This window comes from Lacticaseibacillus sp. 53-4 (genome assembly GCF_016861805.1).
In the GTDB taxonomy this organism is placed as follows: domain Bacteria; phylum Bacillota; class Bacilli; order Lactobacillales; family Lactobacillaceae; genus Lacticaseibacillus.
This window is the reverse complement of the sequence record NZ_BOLT01000011.1, coordinates 42,625-59,077: the sequence shown is the minus strand read 5'-3', so window position 1 is coordinate 59,077 and position 16,453 is coordinate 42,625. Positions and strand designations below refer to the sequence as shown.

Below are 16,453 nucleotides of genomic sequence, written 5' to 3'. Positions count from 1 at the left end.
ACCGATGCATGGCGTAACAGCCTAGACCACTATCAAGAATTCGTTATCATCGTTGCACTTGACTTGAAAATTGAGGATGTATTCTACGTATCCTATGTTTTCAAAACATTATTGCTATTCTGCCCGCAAATCATAGACAAGCCCGCTAAATCACGGGTTTGTATGGCGGAGAATCTGGCACACGAGCCCTGACAAGACACTGGCATCAGCTCAACCGGGAAAATAAGCCAGGTCGCTCCCGCCATTATCCAACTATTTTGATTTGGTGTTATTTTCTATCATTTTTAAAACTCCCCCAGGCGAATTTTACCCCCATGCCTTCAAGGGGCCTGGCCTAGGCCGGTTATTGATGTCCGTCACAATGCCCCGCGAATGCAAAAAAGACCCAACCCCGATGACTCGGAGCTGGGCCTTACTGCGCTTACAATGCGGGTGAAAAGACTCGAACTTTCATGATCGATAATGATCACAAGATCCTTAATCTTGCGCGTCTACCAATTCCGCCACACCCGCATGACGCTAAGAAGCACAAGAAATAGTATATGGGACTGCCGCGGCAATGTCAACGGCCGTCGCGAATTTTCACGCCCGCAATGTGCCTCCAGCTGCGGGCGAAGCGGCCACTAGGCGGTGGCCGCACCGGCCGCAGGCATAGCGCCGCAAATCAAGTCGGCGCTGGCGCGGATACAACTGCCCGCACCCAGTGCACTGGTACAGGTACTTTGGCGGCTTGATGGGCGTAATGCGAGGGGCATACCGCAGGCCGCCCACCGCTGCAAGCAGCTGTTTAAACGCGGCGTCGCGGTGGCGGTACCCCTGATGCGCTCGGTAGAGGTGGTAGTGACACAGCTCGTGCTTAATAATGCCCTGACGGGTGACGGCGTCGATGTGGGCGAATAGGGTCGGATTAAAGTCCAGGTTTTCATCCGGCAGGTGGAACCGCCCGCCGGTCGTGCGCAGCCGCGCATTGAAGCGCGCCTGATGCACGAACGGCCGGTGAAACGCCGCCAGACTCACCTGTTCCACTAAGCTTTGGAGTTCTTGGTTCGACATGGGGCCTCCCGTTTAGGCAAAGTACTGAAGCAAATCGGCGCGGGTCAGCGCCGCCTTTTCTGCCCCTGAGTAGTCCGCCACCAGCTCACCGGCCTGCAGGACCACCAGGCGGTTGCCGTACTTCAGCGCCTCTTCGAGCTGGTGCGTGATCATCAGGCAGGTCAGCTGTTCCTGGCGCACGATCGAGTCCGTCAGCGCCATGATCTCGGCGCTGGTGTGCGGGTCAAGCGCCGCAGTGTGCTCGTCCAAAAGCAGCAGCGCCGGCTCCTGCATGGTCGCCATCAGCAGGCTGAGCGCCTGGCGCTGGCCACCGGACAGCGCCTCAGTCGGCTTATCCAAGGCCCGATCCAGTCCGTTGGTGGTCTGCTTGGTCAGCGCCAAAAACTCGTTTTGCCGAGCCTTGAGCCCACGGGACTTCAAGCTCAGGCGCTGGCCGCGGTGGCTAGCCAGCAGCAAATTCTCCGCCACGGTCATTCGCGGGGCAGTGCCCATTTTCGGGTCCTGGAACACCCGAGCGATCAACTTCGCCCGGTGCTCCGGCCGCGCGCGCGTGATGTCCTCGCCGGCCAGCGTGATTTTGCCGCTGGCGACCGGCTTGTCACCGGTGATGGCGTTAAACAGGGTCGATTTGCCGGCCCCGTTCGCCCCCAAAACAGTAACAAAATCTCCCGGGGCGACGGTCAAGTTGATGTTTTGCAACAGTGCCCGCGACGTCTCCCCCACGGCGACGTTCACGCCGACATTACTCAAGGTCAATTGTGCTTCAGCCATTTGTCTTCACCCCATTTTTCAATACTCGCCGAATCTTGAACCGGTGCTCAAAGGCCGGAATCATGATCAGGATTGCCAGGACGATCGCCGAGATCAGTTGCAGGTCGTTCGGCGAAAAGCCCAGGCGCAGGACCAGCAGCAGGACGAACCGGTACAAGATGCTGCCCAGCACCGTCGCGACCAGCCGCTGGCTCAAGGTCAGCTCGCCGAACAGCACCTCGCCGATGATGATCGACGCCAGCGCGATGACAATGACCCCGATGCCCATGTTCACATCCGCGTAGCCGTTGTTTTGGGCAATCAGGGACCCGGACAAGGCGACCAAGCCGTTGCCGACAATCAGTCCCAGCACTTCCTGGCGGGCCGGCGCGATGCCCAGGCTGCGTGCCATGGTCGGGTTATCCCCGGCCGCGATGAAGCCCTGCCCCAGCTGGGTGTTCAAGAACAAGATCAGCAGTGTGACCACCACCAAGGCGACGATCAGCCCCACGACCACGCTGTCAAAATAAGGCGGCAGGCTTTTCAAAAATTTGGCGGCAAACAAGTTCGGCTTGTTCAACAGTGACAGGTTCGCGCGCCCCATGATCCGCAGGTTGACCGAGTACGCCCCAGTCATGACCAGGATGCCGGCGAGCAGCACCGGCACCTTGCCCACCGTGGTGAGAAACCCGGTGATGGCACCGGCGGCCATGCCGGCCAGCATGCCTAAAAGCGTGGCTAGCAACGGCGTGATCCCGTTGGAAATCGCCGCAACGGTGACCGCTGCCCCTAACGGGAAGGTCCCTTCAACCGTCATGTCAGGAAAATCCAAGATGCGGAAGGTCAAAAACAGCCCGACCCCCATCAGTCCGTATAACAACCCTTGCCCAATGGCAGAAACTCCTAAGCCCATCATTATTCGATCACCGTCCCATTCTTGCGTGCGTCATCGACAACGGCCTGCGGAATGCTCAACCCCAGGACCTTCGCCTGCTTCAAGTTAATGATCAGCTCACCCTTCTTGGCAAAATGAATCGGCGTGGTGGCCGGATTTTTGCCTTTGAGAATGGCGGCGGTCATTTTACCGGTCGATACCCCAAGGTCGAACTGGTTCAGCCCGAGCGTTGCGACCCCGCCCTGCTTGACCATGGTATCAACCGTTGGGAACACCGGAATCTTCTGGGTGTTGGCAACTTGAACCAGCGTCGGCATCGCAGAGGCAATCGTGTTATCAGTCGGCACGAAGATCGCATCGACCTGGGTCACCATTTGCGCGGCGACCTGGTGCAGGTCATTGGTGTTAGCGATGGTGAAGTTCTTGACCGTGAAGCCTTCGTTTGGCGCTTCCTTGGTCACCATCTTGGCCTGGACCTGCGCGGAGGAGTCACTCGACGTTGAGATCACGCCAAGCACTTTCGCCTCCGGCATGATCTGCCGTACCAGCTTGAGCTGCGCCTTGATCGGGGCCTGGTCGGACACGCCCGTGATGTTGTTACCCGGCCGTTCATTATTCTTGACCAGGCCCGCCCCTTTAGGATCCGTGATCGCGCCCAGCACGATCGGAATCTTGGTGGATGCATCCGCCAGCGCCTGCGCGGATGGGGTCGCGATGCCAACCATCGCGGCCGCCTTTTCGTTGACGAACCGCTCCGACATCGTCTTCATGTTGCTTTGGTCGTTTTGCGCGTTTTGAAAATCAATTTTGACGTTCTTGCCGACTGTGTAGCCCTCGTCGGCCAAGCCCTTAATAATGCCCTTATGGATCGCATCCAGCGCCGGGTGGCTCATCAGCTGCAAAATGCCAACGGTGGGCACCTCAGCTTTGGTCTCGGCCTGCGGCTTGCCCGTTGAAACAAAGGCAATGCCCAGAAAGCCAAGCAGGATGACGATCAAACCAATCATACGTTTCATGTGCGAATTCCTCCTAAGAAATCAAAAAGGCAGATCCAACCGCGCAGGCTGCGGAGATCTGCCGAAACAAAAATCCGCACAAACTCAAAAGTTCAGAGTCTATGCGGACATACTGCTTGAACGCCAACATAGACACGACCTGCGTGTGGCAGGTCGTGTCAGCGACCTACCTAGTGTTGGCTTTGCCAGCGAACATTGATCTGGGTAGTGTGGTTAGTCATGTGGCGTTCCTCCTTAAATGATTAATCTGAGAATACGTTTCTCACCGCGCCATGTCAAGCCCCTGGCCAAAAATAATTTTGACTTAGGCGATGCGCGTGATTTTGCTCAGCTGCGTCATGATGCGCTCGGTGGCCGCGTCCTGAGCCTTTTCGGCCGCGTCAAACGCTGCCTGGTCCAATTGAGCCGGGCTGTCTTTGAGGCTGTCGGTCATCGCCTGGCAGCCAGCGACAAAATCTCGGTAAGCTGAGATCAGCAGCTTGTGCGTGCCGATGAAGCGGGCCGGCGGTGTGGTATTGGCCAAGGTGGTCAGCAGATCGCCGTACTTTTCGGTGCCATCTTCAAATAACTGCTTGGTCGCGCCGTACTCTTGCGGGTCAAAGTCGGCGATGGTGCCGGCGTCGATCGCCTTGCGCAGCGCGGTGAACTTGGGGTTGAGCAGGTCCTGCTCAGCCTCGGTGCCCCCCATTACCTGCTGCATGACGTTACTGAAGTGAACCATTTTTTGCTGATTTTTATTCATCGAAAAATCCTCCTGTTCACCAGTTTACCGCTTTTGCGCGTGGCGTTGGCAGAATTTCACGATTTCCACAATCACGACCATGGCCACACCTGCGCCGAGCACCGTCGCCCACTGGAACCCGTCCAGTTCGGTCACATGGAACAGACCGTTAAAGCCTGGCACTAAAATGGTGACCATTAGCAGCAGGGCGGACACGAAGATTGCCCAGTTGAACGCCTTGTTGCGGAAGAAGCCAACCGTGAATAGGCTCTGGTGGACTGACTTGACGTTGAAGGCATGGAACAGCTGGATTAATCCCAGCGTCGCGTACGCCATGGTCAAGGCATCCGCGTGAATCGCGGCGTTCGTCGTGTGAATCGGCCAGGTAATGGCGATGAAGTACACCCCTAGGGTCAAGAGCCCTTCCAGAATGCCCTGCCAAATTACAGCCTGACCGACGCCGCCGGTGAAGAAGTTAGACTTGCGGCCGCGCGGCTTTTGCTTCATGATGCCGGGTTCGGTCGGCTCAACGCCCAGCGCGATTGCCGGGAAGGTGTCGGTCACCAGGTTGATCCACAGAATGTGGACCGGCGCCAGCAGATCCCAGCCCAGCATGGTCATCATGAACAGGGTCAACACTTCACCTAGATTGGCAGACAGCAGGTACTGAATCGCCTTTTGAATGTTGGAAAAGACTTTCCGGCCCTCTTCCACCGCGATCACGATGGTGGAGAAGTTGTCGTCGGCCAGCACCATGTCGGACGCGCCCTTGGACACTTCCGTCCCGGTGATACCCATGCCGATGCCGATGTCTGCGGCCTTGAGGGCCGGCGCATCGTTCACACCGTCGCCGGTCATCGCGACGACCTTGCCACGCTTTTGCCAGGCGTTGACAATGCGGACCTTGTGCTCCGGCGCCACGCGGGCGTAAACGGAGTACTTATCGACGTTTTTTTCAAATTCCTCGTCAGACTGCTGGTCCAGCTCGGCGCCGGTGATGACCGCCGCGTCATCGCCAGGGGCAATAATCCCAAGGCGGCCGGCAATCGCCTCGGCGGTGTCCTGATGATCGCCGGTGATCATCAGCGGCCGGATACCAGCCGCCTTCGCGTCCGCCACGGCCTTCGCCGCTTCCGGCCGTTCCGGATCGATCATACCGATCAGCCCCGCGAAGATCAGGTCTTGCTCAACCGTGTCGGAATTAACCGGATCAGGCACGGCATCGATCACCTTGTAAGCCGCGCCCAGCACGCGAAGCGCCTGCTTGGCCATGCCGGTGTTTTCACGCAGAATGGTGGCCTCGTCAGCAGCACTCAGCTCGCGTGCCGCATCCCCCTCCGCCAGCTTGGTGGTGCGCTTCAGCAGCTGGTCCGGCGCGCCTTTGGTCGCCACCAAAAAGCGGCCGTCTTTTAGCTGGTGAATGGTGGACATCAGTTTCCGCTCAGAGTCAAACGGCACCTCGGCAACGCGCGGCTCTGCTTGAAGCTCGCCTTTCAGGTCAAAGCCGTGCTGCTGCCCGTAGGCGACCAGTGCGGTTTCGGTGGGGTCACCCAGCATGACGCCATCGTCTTGAATCTTGGTGTCATTGGCAAAGTTCATGATGCGCATGATCGGGTTTTGCGACTGCACGCCGTCCTTGGCGTCGTGCAGCTGGCCGTCGTAGTACACTTTTTCGACCGTCATCTTGTTTTGTGTCAGCGTCCCCGTCTTATCCGAGGCGATGATTTCAGTCGAGCCCAGTGTTTCAACGGCCGGGAGCTTGCGGACCAGCGAATTGCGCTTGGCCAGCTTCTGCGTGCCCAGCGCTAGGATAACGGTGACAATAGCCGGCAACCCTTCAGGAATCGCAGCCACGGCCAGCGAAATCGCGGTCAGGAACATTTCCGGCAGGGTCTCGGCACCGCGCCAGACCCCGACCACAAAGACGAAGGCGGCGATGACCAAAATCATGATGGTCAAGGTCTTCCCCAGCGCTTTGAGGTTTTCGGACAGCGGTGTAGTCGTCTCCTGGGCCGCGTTCAGCATCCCCGCAATGCGGCCCACTTCCGTCTGCATGCCGGTAGCCACCACCACGCCGACCGCCCGGCCGTACGTGATATTCGAGTTCATGAACACCATGTTGGTTCGGTCGCCGATACCGATGTCGGTACCTGCCAGCGGCTCAGTTTGCTTTTCGACCGGGACGGATTCCCCCGTGAGCGCCGACTCTTCGCTTTTCAGGTTGGCAGATTCCAAAAGCCGCAGGTCGGCTGGCACGACATCGCCAGCTTCCAGCAGCACAATGTCGCCGACCACCAGCTCGGAGCTCGGCACGGTCAGGACCTGGCCGCCGCGGCGCACATGGGCGTTCGGGGTGGACATTTTCTGCAGCGCATCAATGGCTTCCTCGGCCTTGCTTTCCTGGAACACGCCGAAGACCGCGTTCAAAATGACCACCGCCAAAATGATGAAGGCGTCGGCCCATTCGTGGACAATGAACCCGGAAATCAGCGCCGCAACCAGCAGGACGATGATCATAAAGTCCTTGAACTGATCCAGAAAGCGCATCAACAGCGTCTTCTTCTCGCCTTGGGCCAGGGCGTTCGGGCCGTTTTGCGCCAGCCGCGCCTGCGCCTCTTGCGCGCTCAGGCCCGTCTCGTCATTCGTCTGGAGCCGCTTTAGTGCTTCGTCGTTCGTGATGGCGTAGAACGCTTTTTGCTCTGCCAATAAAATTTCCTCCTTTAGCGATTAACTAATTTTAGCTTACCATGTTTAGTAAAAAAAAGACTTACACTGCCTCATGGCAGCATAAGTCTCACAGTTTCAGGTCACACCAGAATTTTGCCTAGCTGATGACATGACCACGGCAAGCGCCGTTAGTTACTCCCTTATGTGTAGGATAAGTATAACTAATTAACTACTTTGGGGCAAGGCTTATTTCCAAAAGTCGTCAAAGACCGTGATTGGCAGGTGGCGCTTGTGTGCGGACCGCTTGTACCAGCGCTCGATGGTTTCGGCGGCCTGATCGGACACGGCCTTCCCTTCCAGGTAGTCATCGATGTCGCGGTAAGACACGCCCAGGGCGACCTCGTCCGGCAAGGCCGGCCGGTCCTCTTCCAAATCGGCGGTCGGCGCCTTCTCGTAAAGGTGCGCCGGTGCGTCCAGCAGCTTTAAAATGCTGGCCCCCTGCCGCTTGTTCAGCCGCCACAGCGGCGTCACATCGGCACCGCCATCGCCAAACTTGGTGTAAAACCCCGTGACCGCCTCGGCGGCGTGGTCGGTACCGACCACTGCCCCGCTGCGCGCGCCGGCAATCGCGTACTGCGCGATCATCCGCGCGCGGGCCTTCATGTTGCCCTTGTTGAAGTCGGACACCGTCAGGCCGTTAGCCGCAACGGCCTGTTCCATCGCATCGACTGAATCCTTGATGTTGACGCGCATGGTTTCGTCAGCCTTCATAAACTCGATGGCGGCCATGGCATCGGCCTCGTCGGCCTGTTCCCCGTATGGCAGACGCACCGCAATAAACTGGTACGCCGAATCCCCGGTTTCCTGGCGCAGCTCCGTCATGGCCCGCTCTGCCATCGCACCGGCGAGCGTTGAGTCTTGGCCGCCGGAAATGCCAAGCACATAGGTCTTCAGCCCCGGGAAGCGGCTGATATACTGTTTCAAGAAGTCGACCGAGCGCCGGAATTCCTTTTCCGGGTCGATGGTCGGCTGAACGTGCAGGGCGGTGATGATTTCTTTTTGTAGTGGACGCATGGTTTTCTCCTTCAAATCAGGCCGGCGAACGGTCGCAAAATTGGTTACAGCTGCTGCTTTTGGACCTTGACCTTCACGTGCTTGAACAAATCCATCTTGTCATCCCAAAGCTGTTGGGACAAATCGACCGGGTACTCCTGCGGGTTGAGCACGCGCGTGTATTCGTCCCACAGCGAGTCGACACTCTGGAGGCAAAAGGCGCGAATCGCATCAAGCGTCGGCAGCTGATAGACCAGTTGACCGTGGTCAAAAATGGTCGTCAGAACCGGCCGCGCGTTGAAGTCCGTGACTGTTTTGTTGATGTACGGGTAGCTTGGGTGGAACATGTACAGCTCGTCCTGATCGGCGACTTCCTCCTCGTCGCGGGCGATGAAGTCGCCTTCGGACTTGCCGTTGGAGCGGCGCGTGATTCGCCAGACCTGTTTCTTGCCTGGCGTCGACACCTTTTCGGCGTTGGACGACAGCTTGATGGTGTCCACCATTTTGCCGGTTTCGTCCTCAATCGAGACGAGTTTGTACACGGCCCCGAGTGCCGGGTGATCGTACGCCGTGATCAGCTTGGTCCCAATGCCCCAGATGTCGATCTTGGCGCCTTGCATCTTGAGGTTTTGGATCGTGTTTTCGTCCAAGTCGTTGGAGGCGACGATTTTGGTCTGCGTGAAGCCGGCCTCGTCCAGCTGCTGGCGGACCCGCTTGGAGATGTAGGCCATGTCGCCAGAGTCGATACGCACCCCTTGGAAGTCGATCTTGTCACCCATTTCCTTGGCGACCTTGATCGCCGCCGGCACGCCGGAGCGCAGAGTGTCATAGGTGTCAACCAGGAATGTCACATCGTGGTTGACTTCGGCGTACGCCTTAAACGCCGCGTAATCGTCGCGGTAAGCCTGCACCAGCGCATGCGCGTGAGTGCCGGCAATGGGAATGCCAAACAGCTTACCAGCGCGCACGTTGGAGGTCGAGTTGAACCCACCGATATACGCGGCCCGGGTGCCCCAGATGGCGGCGGAAGTTTCCTGCGCGCGCCGGGTGCCAAATTCCATCAACGGGTCGCTTCCGACCACGGCGCGGATCCGCGCCGCCTTAGTGGCGACCAACGTCTGGTAGTTCAAAATGTTGAGCAGCGCGGTTTCGACCAGCTGCGCCTGGGCCAGCGGGCCTTCCACCTGCATCATGGGCTCGTTGTTGAACACCAGGTCGCCTTCGACTGCCGAGCGCACCGTGCAGGTGAACTTGAGGTCCCGCAGGTAATCCAAAAAGCCCTGCGGATATTCCGTGGATTCCTTCAGGTAGGCCAGGTCGGAGTCGCTAAACCGGAGCTGTTGCAGGTACTCGACCGCGTGCTCCAGCCCGGCGAACACGGCAAAGCCGCTGCCAAACGGCAGGTCGCGGAAGTAGCATTCAAACACCGCGTTGCGCTCTGAAATGCCCTGCTGCCAATAGGTGTACATCATGTTCAGTTCGTAAAAGTCTGTATGCAAGACTAAACTGTCGTCCGCATAGTCCATTGTCTGCTCCTTTGCGCACGGGGCTGCCGTGCGACTGTCTTGGGTTGGAATGATTGCTATTATACCAAAAAAGCGAAGCGCGTGCTTTTACGCACGCGCTTCGCTAATCAGTCTTAACAAACCGGACTTAGCGCTCAAGATAAAACTCGAACCGCTCACCCACGTACTGGGTCCGGACGTACTCGAACGGCCTGCCGTCCTGAAGAAACGAGGTCTGGCGCAGCCGCAAAATCGCGTCCCCGCGCTTGATCGCGAGGTACTCGGCGATTCGCTCTGAGGCGGTCATCGCACTGACAGTTTGCTGCGCGCCGCCGAGCACGTACCCGCCTTTTTTCTCCAGCGTGTGGTAGAAGGACTTGGTGACTTCACTTTTGGAAAAATCCTTCACCAGATCATACGGCACCGTGGCCACCTCGAAGCTGATCGGGACATCATCGGCGAACCGGATTCGCTCCATCCTAAGCACCTGGTCGCCGTCCTTGAGCTTCAGCTTTTCACTTTCCGAAAGCGAGGGTTTGGCCACGTGGTAGGAAATCGTTTTGCTCGACGGCCGCTTGCCCTGCGCAATCATGATGTCGGTAAAGCTGGTCACCCCGGACACGCGCTCTTGCACCTTCTGGTTGGCCACAAACGTGCCAGCCCCGATGCGCCGCTCCAAGATACCTTCATCGACCAGCGTCTGAATCGCTTGTCGCAGGGTCATCCGCGACACATTGAACGTCACGGCCAAATCGCGCTCGCTGGGAATGCGGTCGCCGATTTGCCACTTGCCCGCTTCAATGTCCTTCTTGATCTGATTATGGATCTGAATGTATACCGGTGCTTCCATGAGCTTCGTCCTCCCTTGGGCTGCAAGGCCACGACCCGCTAATACCTATATGATAACTGGTATAGACCTAAAATACAAGGACACGGACCAAATTGGTCGGCCAAAGCCGCTGCTTACTGTTGGTCCTTGGCGATCGTCGCATCAACGCCAGCGACCACGGCCGGCATGAAGCCCGCTGCCTCCATTGCCAGCATCCCTGCCACCGTCGTGCCGCCGGGGCTGGCGACTTTATCGGCCAAATCCATGGGACTGTCCTTGCGATTTAGGACCATCTGCGCTGACCCGGCCACGGCCTGCGCGGCGATTTGCGTGGCGGCCTGCTTGGTCAACCCGTACTTCACGCCGGCGCGGCTGAGCGCGTCGATAAACATGTAGACAAACGCCGGGGAACTGCCAGCCAGGGCTACAAACGTCGAGAAATCCTTTTCCGGCAGCGCGATGGTCTCACCCAGCCGGTCCAGCAGCGCCACCACGTCAGGCAGCACCGCAGCGGCCGCGGTGTTGGCGGCATAAGCCGTCATGCCTGCGTTCAGCGCCACGTTCAGGTTCGGCATCACCCGCACCAGCGGTATGGGCAGGATTGCCCAGGTCGCAAGCGTCTTTAAATCAACCCCGGTCAGCAAGGACAGCACCGGCACCGGCTTTTGTTTCAACGCGTCGTGCACCTCCGCAAAAACCGGCTGGCCCACTGCCGGATCGACCGCCAGCACCACCCAGTCTGACGCTTCCACCACGGCGGCGTTGCTTGCGGCGGCCGCGGCGCCAATGCTGGCCGCATACGGTTCATAATTGGCAGGATGGCCGCCGTGGATGATGAGGTCAGCAGGTGCGAGCACCTTCGCCTTCAGCAGCCCGGAAATGATTGCCTGGGCCATGTTGCCGGCCCCAATAAAGCCAAGTTTCATCAGTTTTCCTCCTTTAATGCGTCAAGATGCAAAAAAAGCTGCCACACTGGCAGCTCGTCTGGAGGATCTAGTCGGCGAACCTAGGAACCCGAAGGAGCAGATTTACAATTCGTCGCGTTTAGCCGCTTCGCGAATCCTCCATGAATCAGCAGCTATTAGCATACAAAAAATGTGCACCAGACGCAACGCTTTTCCCGATGGGCTGCTTTTGCCTTTGCCTCACGCCTGCAGGGTAATCAACGTCGTCTGCCACTCGGTGAACCAGTCATGGCTCTCCCACTCATTGAGTCGGCGCAGGCCGTAGCCCATCGGCCGGTGATGGTACGTCGTGTGATTGACGACCACTTGCTGGTCGCGGTGGTGAAGATGGCCAAACACCACATCGGTGACCTGGCTCTGCTCGAGCAGCTCACCTAAGTGGCGCGACCCCATCAGCCCGGCGGCCATCTCCCAGCGCGAATGTGCAGGCGCAGGCATCATCATCAAAGGCGTCGGCACAAAATGAGTCACGTAAATGACCCGATGCCCGGCAGCCGCCAGCAAATCGCGTTTGGTCGTGGTCAGCACCCGTGCCATGCGCTCGCGATCGGACACCGGTTGATCGATCGCCGAATCGATCCAGTACGCTCGCTTCCACTGCGCAAAGTCCGCATCCGTCGCCTTTAGGTCCGCAGGCGCCAGCGAGTAATCATACCAGCCATTGTTGCCGATGATCACAGTGTTGGTGCCAGGCACGGTCAGCGTCTTTTCGTGAAGGTAAAGTGGTGACACCGAGCTTTGCGCGGTTTGGTACGACACATTTTTGACTAGATCGTGATTGCCTGCTAGGTAGCGGACAACCACTTTCGAACCGACCGCCTGCTGCAAGGCGCGATAGAACCACAGGGTCTTGGTAAAATCATTGAAGGTGTCCCCGGCGTTCACGTACACCTGATAGTGGTTTGCAAGCAAGTACCCCGCGATTTTGACCACCGCTGCCTGGGCGTCGATATGATTCACATCGAAATGATTGTCGACACTGAACGCTAACTTTACCATCGCCATCCCCCGTTTCCAGCCCGCCGCGGTTAGCCCACCGGCAGGTCGCGGCACCTGATGTTCGCCGCATGATTCATGCTTATCTTGGGGGCAAACTTGGGTGAATGTCAACTCTGGTCGGCCGCGTGATCAGCGACTGGCAAACAGTAGTAGCGCAATAAAAAACGTCCTGCTCAGACCAGACACGTCTGCCAGAACGGTTATTGAGTCGTCAATTAGTTGACGCCTTGCATCAGTTTTTCGATGCGTGGGACGATGAAGAACATTAACACCCCGAGCACCACGGTCAAAGCGCCGATGATGCCGAAGTAGGCCATCTCCGTGCCTGGCGTGTAAAAGCGGACCAGCTGAGCGTTGATCGCCTGAGCCGCCGCGTCGCACAGGAACCACATGCTCATCATCTGCGACGAAAATGCCTTGGGCGCAAGCTTTGTCGTGACGGACAGGCCAACCGGTGAGATCAGCATCTCGGCAATTTCGACAATCGCCCATGACAGCACCAGCCACAGCGGTGAGACCCGGGCGCTGATGCCTGACAGCATCAGCGGCAGAATCATCACCAGGTACGAAACCCCGGCAAACACCAAACCAGAGGCAAACTTTTTCGGTGAGCTTGGCTGCTTATCCCCCATCTTCACCCATAGGCGAGCAAAAATTGGCCCGTAAAGCAGGATGAACAGCGGGTTGAGCATCTGGAACCAGCCTGGCAGGATCTTGAACCCGGCAAAGTTAAGTTGCGTTTGGTTCGCCGCAAACACGGCGAGGACCGACGAGCCGGATTCTTCAATCGCCCAAAAAATCACGGCCGCTAGAAACAGCGGTACATAGGCCCAGACCCGAGAGCGCTCGACCTTGGTGACCTTTTTGGACCGCAGCATCATCCAGAAATAGATGATCGGAATCGCCACTGCGAAAATCGTGATCAGACTGATGACGTTCGTCACGTTGAGCGCACCCATGGCCGCCATGCCGACCAGCAGGATTGCCAGGACCAGCAAGCCGATGCCAATCTTGCTCAGCAGCGGCCGCAGTTCGGCCGCGGAAATTGGATCTGGCGCCTGATTGTCCTTGTGGTTGATGTACTTGCGCCCATCGATCACATAGAAAATCAGGCCGACTGCCATCCCAAATGCCGCCAGCGAGAAGCCAACATGAAAGTTGTACTTGGCCTGAAACCAGGTCACGACCAGCGGTGCCAGCAGCGAGCCAAAGTTGATCCCCATCACGAAGATGGAGAAGCCGGAGTCCCGCCGCAGGTCTTTCTCGCTATACAAGTTGCCAACCATTTCTGAAACGTTCGGTTTGAGGAGCCCCGTGCCCAGCACAATCAGAATGATCGAGCCAAACAAAGCGAGCGAGCCTGCCGGCAGGCTCAGCATAATGTGCCCCAGCATGATCAAAATACCGCCCCAGAAAACCGTCTTGCGGGCGCCCAGCAGCCGATCAGAAATGAACCCACCAATCGTTGAGCTCAGGTACACCAGCGAGCCGTAAATCGACATGATTGACAGAGCGGTCGGCTGACTGAACCCCAGCCCGCCCTTGGCAACGGAGTAGTACATGTAGTAAATGAGAATGGCCCGCATACCGTAATACGAGAACCGTTCCCAGAATTCGGTCATCGACAGAGTTAGGAGCCCTCGGGGATGGCCCAGAAATTGCTTTTCTTTTTTAGGTTTATCCATATAAAAATGCTTCCTCTCTCACTCAGCCCTAGTTAATTGCAAGAGGTTGCTGAGAATACAAGGAAACATTATAAGCGCGAATCATTATGCACTCAAATTGAATTTTAGTGGGCTAGCTATTTTCTCATTGCGCCTCTCATAATATCCTGATTGCGATTGATTGTCGCCGAGCAAGCGCCTGGAAGCAAGGCGGATAAAGCGACTACACGGAAAAACGTCGTATGAGGCGATTATGAGGCTGTAAGCGCTGCGAATGAGAAAATAATAATTATTCATTTTCGTCAGCCGTCACACTGCTGCTGGTGCTCGGCGCGCTGCTGCTCCCACTACCTGCGCTGGCCTGCGCGGCCGCCTGAGCCCGCTTGGTAAAGGCAATCACGCTCTTAGGGAGTTGCCCACAAAAATACTGCTGGCCGACGGTTTGACACTGCTTGAAGAAGTCTTTGCTAGCCGCGTTGTACGCGGCCTGGTCAGTGCCCACCATCGTCGTCAGCATCGCATCGTCTGGGCAGCCTTCAAATACGCCTGCAATGCCTTGGTCAGGTCCGGATTGGACTGATTGTCCGCCAGCTGGAGGCTGATTTTTTCCAGCGCGGCCTGGGCGGTTTTGGCACTGGCCTTGATCTGCGCCACCGGTTGCTTGTAGCTGGCCTGATTCAGCGGCTTGATCACGGCGTCTGAGGCTTTCACGTACCGCGCCTGCAACTGCTGTGTGGTATACTGTCTGCTAGTGATGACCGTCTTGGAACTGCTTGACGCCTGCTTGGCCGGCTTTTTTGCACAGCCGCCCAGCACCAAAAACAGCCCCAACAATATCATCAACTGCCTAAATCTTTTCATGATCCGCCTCCAATGGTCATGATTATAGCATAGAAAGAAGGTGGCCCCCATGACGCTATGGCATCTGATGTTCAACAAACCCGCCTTTACGAAGGGTCAGGCCAAGCACATCGTGTACACACTCCAAGACGCCGGCAGCTTCGGCGGGTTTCCCCTTGATAAGATCGGGATCGTCCGCGACACCGAGGAGCTACTCTACTTGGACATGCAGTTCCGGGTCACTATTGGCCTGACCCAGGACACCTTTGAAAATATGCTCAAATACCTGCTCGTTCTGTCAGGCCGCTTGGACACTGCCCCGCTTTCCGTGTATTTTTCAATCATGCAGAAAAGCCTGGACGAGCTTCAAATCACCTACCAGCGCTATGAGGACCACAGCCTGGACGTCTTCTTTTGGCAGAGCCCACCGATTGTCGCGCCGGCTGAGGACAAGGAACGACTGCGGTTCCGCGAAGATGAGAAAAATAACGGTTAGTTTCACTAATCGTTTGATGGTCCATTTTTGTTCCACTCTTTAGAAATTAGTACAGTTTTGCATACAGTTAGAAAAAGCGGAAACCCTATTATACGGGGTTTCCGCTCTTTATGTACTACTGTAAATCTAATCAAAATGCCGTCTAAAGGAATAAATCGTGCTATTATGACGGCGTTTGTAGTGCTTTTGGCCAATAACTGGCCAACGTAAAAACGGGGCTGAATGATCAGTCCTGCTTTTTGTATCCCAGCCACCACCTTGCCGCCTATCACACAAGGAAATAAAATCGAACAGGGCAACAAAAAAATAAGCCCGAAGGCTTATTCAGCAAAAATATCAAGGATCTTTTGTGTAGCGATAAACATTGGATAACTCGTCAGATCAAACAAATCAGAGTCTTTGCCATGTAATGAAGAGAAACCACAGTTTTTATAAAAATCGGCTGCGCCAGGTAAGGCATCCAGTAAAACGCCTGCAAAGCCTAGGCCGTGAAGGCGATAAGCATTCATGACCTGATACAAGAATAAACTCATCATAGACGTTCCATGTCCACAGTCTTGATAATCCTGAGCTATTGCAAAATAGCTCAAAATTACCACTGGGTAGTCCAGCGGGCTGTCGCCCATTGATTCTTCTTTACGTAAGTCATCATCGGTCAGCACACCGTTACTTTTGAATGATGGAATATCAACCGGCTCTAACTTTAGTGTCCCCACTTGTGAAGAGAAGAACCCAGTCAGAATTCCATCATAAAACAATAGCTGTGTCTGCGTCCGGTACTCACTATCAGAGTGCTGTGCATCTTTAACTAAAAAATCATCAATCAGCGGCAGCCCACAATCGAAAGATTGCACCGACTCGATTGATGATAACAATGGATAAACCTTGTACTTACTTAAATCAACACTCACTGTTTGGATTCTCGATTCACATCTACTTGTTTAAACGAATTAACTCGCAAAAACTTTCTGGCTGAGGCGACTGACTTATCGTACTCCGA

At 56.5% G+C, this 16,453-nt stretch carries 17 protein-coding genes and 1 tRNA gene; 2 read left to right on the top strand and 16 right to left on the bottom strand.

Annotated elements, in window-relative coordinates; all coding sequences use genetic code 11:
* Positions 1 to 192 (top strand): hypothetical protein (locus JUF21_RS06190; protein WP_203663569.1); only part of this gene is annotated, 192 nt, incomplete at its 5' end.
* Between the two features lie 235 nt (positions 193 to 427).
* Here the strand turns inward: JUF21_RS06190 and JUF21_RS06185 are convergent.
* The 15 genes from JUF21_RS06185 to JUF21_RS06115 all read right to left on the bottom strand — a co-directional run bounded on the left by JUF21_RS06185 (position 428) and on the right by JUF21_RS06115 (position 14,978).
* Positions 428 to 513: transfer RNA gene (locus JUF21_RS06185), tRNA-Leu, on the bottom strand.
* Positions 514 to 582: 69 nt separating this feature from the next.
* Positions 583 to 1,053 carry a SprT family protein gene (locus JUF21_RS06180; RefSeq protein ID WP_203663568.1) on the bottom strand — a complete coding sequence of 157 codons (471 nt, stop codon included), beginning with the start codon at positions 1,051 to 1,053 and terminating at the stop codon, positions 583 to 585.
* 12 nt (positions 1,054 to 1,065) lie between these two features.
* The gene (locus JUF21_RS06175) at positions 1,066 to 1,824 is read right to left on the bottom strand and encodes an ABC transporter ATP-binding protein (RefSeq protein WP_203623361.1); all 759 of its coding nucleotides are present in this window, start codon (positions 1,822 to 1,824) and stop codon (positions 1,066 to 1,068) included.
* A complete protein-coding gene (locus tag JUF21_RS06170) occupies positions 1,817 to 2,716 on the bottom strand; it encodes an ABC transporter permease (RefSeq protein ID WP_125757203.1) in 900 nt (299 codons plus the stop codon). The genes JUF21_RS06175 and JUF21_RS06170 overlap by 8 nt, the downstream gene beginning before the upstream one ends.
* A 2-nt stretch (positions 2,717 to 2,718) precedes the next feature.
* A complete protein-coding gene (gene trpX / locus JUF21_RS06165) occupies positions 2,719 to 3,714 on the bottom strand; it encodes a tryptophan ABC transporter substrate-binding protein (RefSeq protein ID WP_203623360.1) in 996 nt (331 codons plus the stop codon).
* 304 nt (positions 3,715 to 4,018) lie between these two features.
* Complete coding sequence (locus JUF21_RS06160) at positions 4,019 to 4,456, bottom strand: hypothetical protein (protein ID WP_203623359.1); 438 nt, start codon at positions 4,454 to 4,456, stop codon at positions 4,019 to 4,021.
* Between the two features lie 24 nt (positions 4,457 to 4,480).
* Complete coding sequence (locus JUF21_RS06155) at positions 4,481 to 7,114, bottom strand: cation-translocating P-type ATPase (protein ID WP_374706442.1); 2,634 nt, start codon at positions 7,112 to 7,114, stop codon at positions 4,481 to 4,483.
* A gap of 234 nt (positions 7,115 to 7,348) precedes the next feature.
* Positions 7,349 to 8,176 carry an ammonia-dependent NAD(+) synthetase gene (gene nadE, locus JUF21_RS06150; RefSeq protein ID WP_203623357.1) on the bottom strand — a complete coding sequence of 276 codons (828 nt, stop codon included), beginning with the start codon at positions 8,174 to 8,176 and terminating at the stop codon, positions 7,349 to 7,351.
* A 44-nt stretch (positions 8,177 to 8,220) separates the two neighbouring features.
* Positions 8,221 to 9,681: a nicotinate phosphoribosyltransferase gene (locus JUF21_RS06145; protein ID WP_203663566.1), complete on the bottom strand. Its 1,461-nt coding sequence runs from the start codon at positions 9,679 to 9,681 to the stop codon at positions 8,221 to 8,223.
* Positions 9,682 to 9,808: 127 nt separating this feature from the next.
* Complete coding sequence (locus tag JUF21_RS06140; protein WP_125757191.1) at positions 9,809 to 10,510, bottom strand: GntR family transcriptional regulator; 702 nt, start codon at positions 10,508 to 10,510, stop codon at positions 9,809 to 9,811.
* Positions 10,511 to 10,623: 113 nt separating this feature from the next.
* The gene (gene proC, locus JUF21_RS06135; RefSeq protein WP_203623354.1) at positions 10,624 to 11,415 is read right to left on the bottom strand and encodes a pyrroline-5-carboxylate reductase; all 792 of its coding nucleotides are present in this window, start codon (positions 11,413 to 11,415) and stop codon (positions 10,624 to 10,626) included.
* A 219-nt stretch (positions 11,416 to 11,634) separates the two neighbouring features.
* Positions 11,635 to 12,453, bottom strand: coding sequence for a metallophosphoesterase (locus tag JUF21_RS06130; protein ID WP_203623353.1), 819 nt, complete (start codon positions 12,451 to 12,453; stop codon positions 11,635 to 11,637).
* 215 nt (positions 12,454 to 12,668) lie between these two features.
* On the bottom strand, positions 12,669 to 14,138 hold the full coding sequence (locus JUF21_RS06125; RefSeq protein WP_125757195.1) for a peptide MFS transporter: 1,470 nt from the start codon (positions 14,136 to 14,138) through the stop codon (positions 12,669 to 12,671).
* Positions 14,139 to 14,406: 268 nt separating this feature from the next.
* Positions 14,407 to 14,634: a hypothetical protein gene (locus tag JUF21_RS06120; RefSeq protein WP_203623352.1), complete on the bottom strand. Its 228-nt coding sequence runs from the start codon at positions 14,632 to 14,634 to the stop codon at positions 14,407 to 14,409.
* Positions 14,628 to 14,978: a hypothetical protein gene (locus JUF21_RS06115; protein WP_203623351.1), complete on the bottom strand. Its 351-nt coding sequence runs from the start codon at positions 14,976 to 14,978 to the stop codon at positions 14,628 to 14,630. The genes JUF21_RS06120 and JUF21_RS06115 overlap by 7 nt, the downstream gene beginning before the upstream one ends.
* A 49-nt stretch (positions 14,979 to 15,027) precedes the next feature.
* Here JUF21_RS06115 and JUF21_RS06110 point away from each other — a divergent pair, with 49 nt between their 5' ends.
* Positions 15,028 to 15,453, top strand: a complete 426-nt coding sequence (locus JUF21_RS06110; protein ID WP_125757199.1) for a hypothetical protein — start codon at positions 15,028 to 15,030, stop codon at positions 15,451 to 15,453.
* A 320-nt stretch (positions 15,454 to 15,773) separates the two neighbouring features.
* Here JUF21_RS06110 and JUF21_RS06105 read toward each other — a convergent pair whose 3' ends face one another.
* Positions 15,774 to 16,364, bottom strand: coding sequence for a GNAT family N-acetyltransferase (locus tag JUF21_RS06105; protein WP_203663565.1), 591 nt, complete (start codon positions 16,362 to 16,364; stop codon positions 15,774 to 15,776).
* Between the last annotated feature and the right edge of the window lie 89 nt (positions 16,365 to 16,453).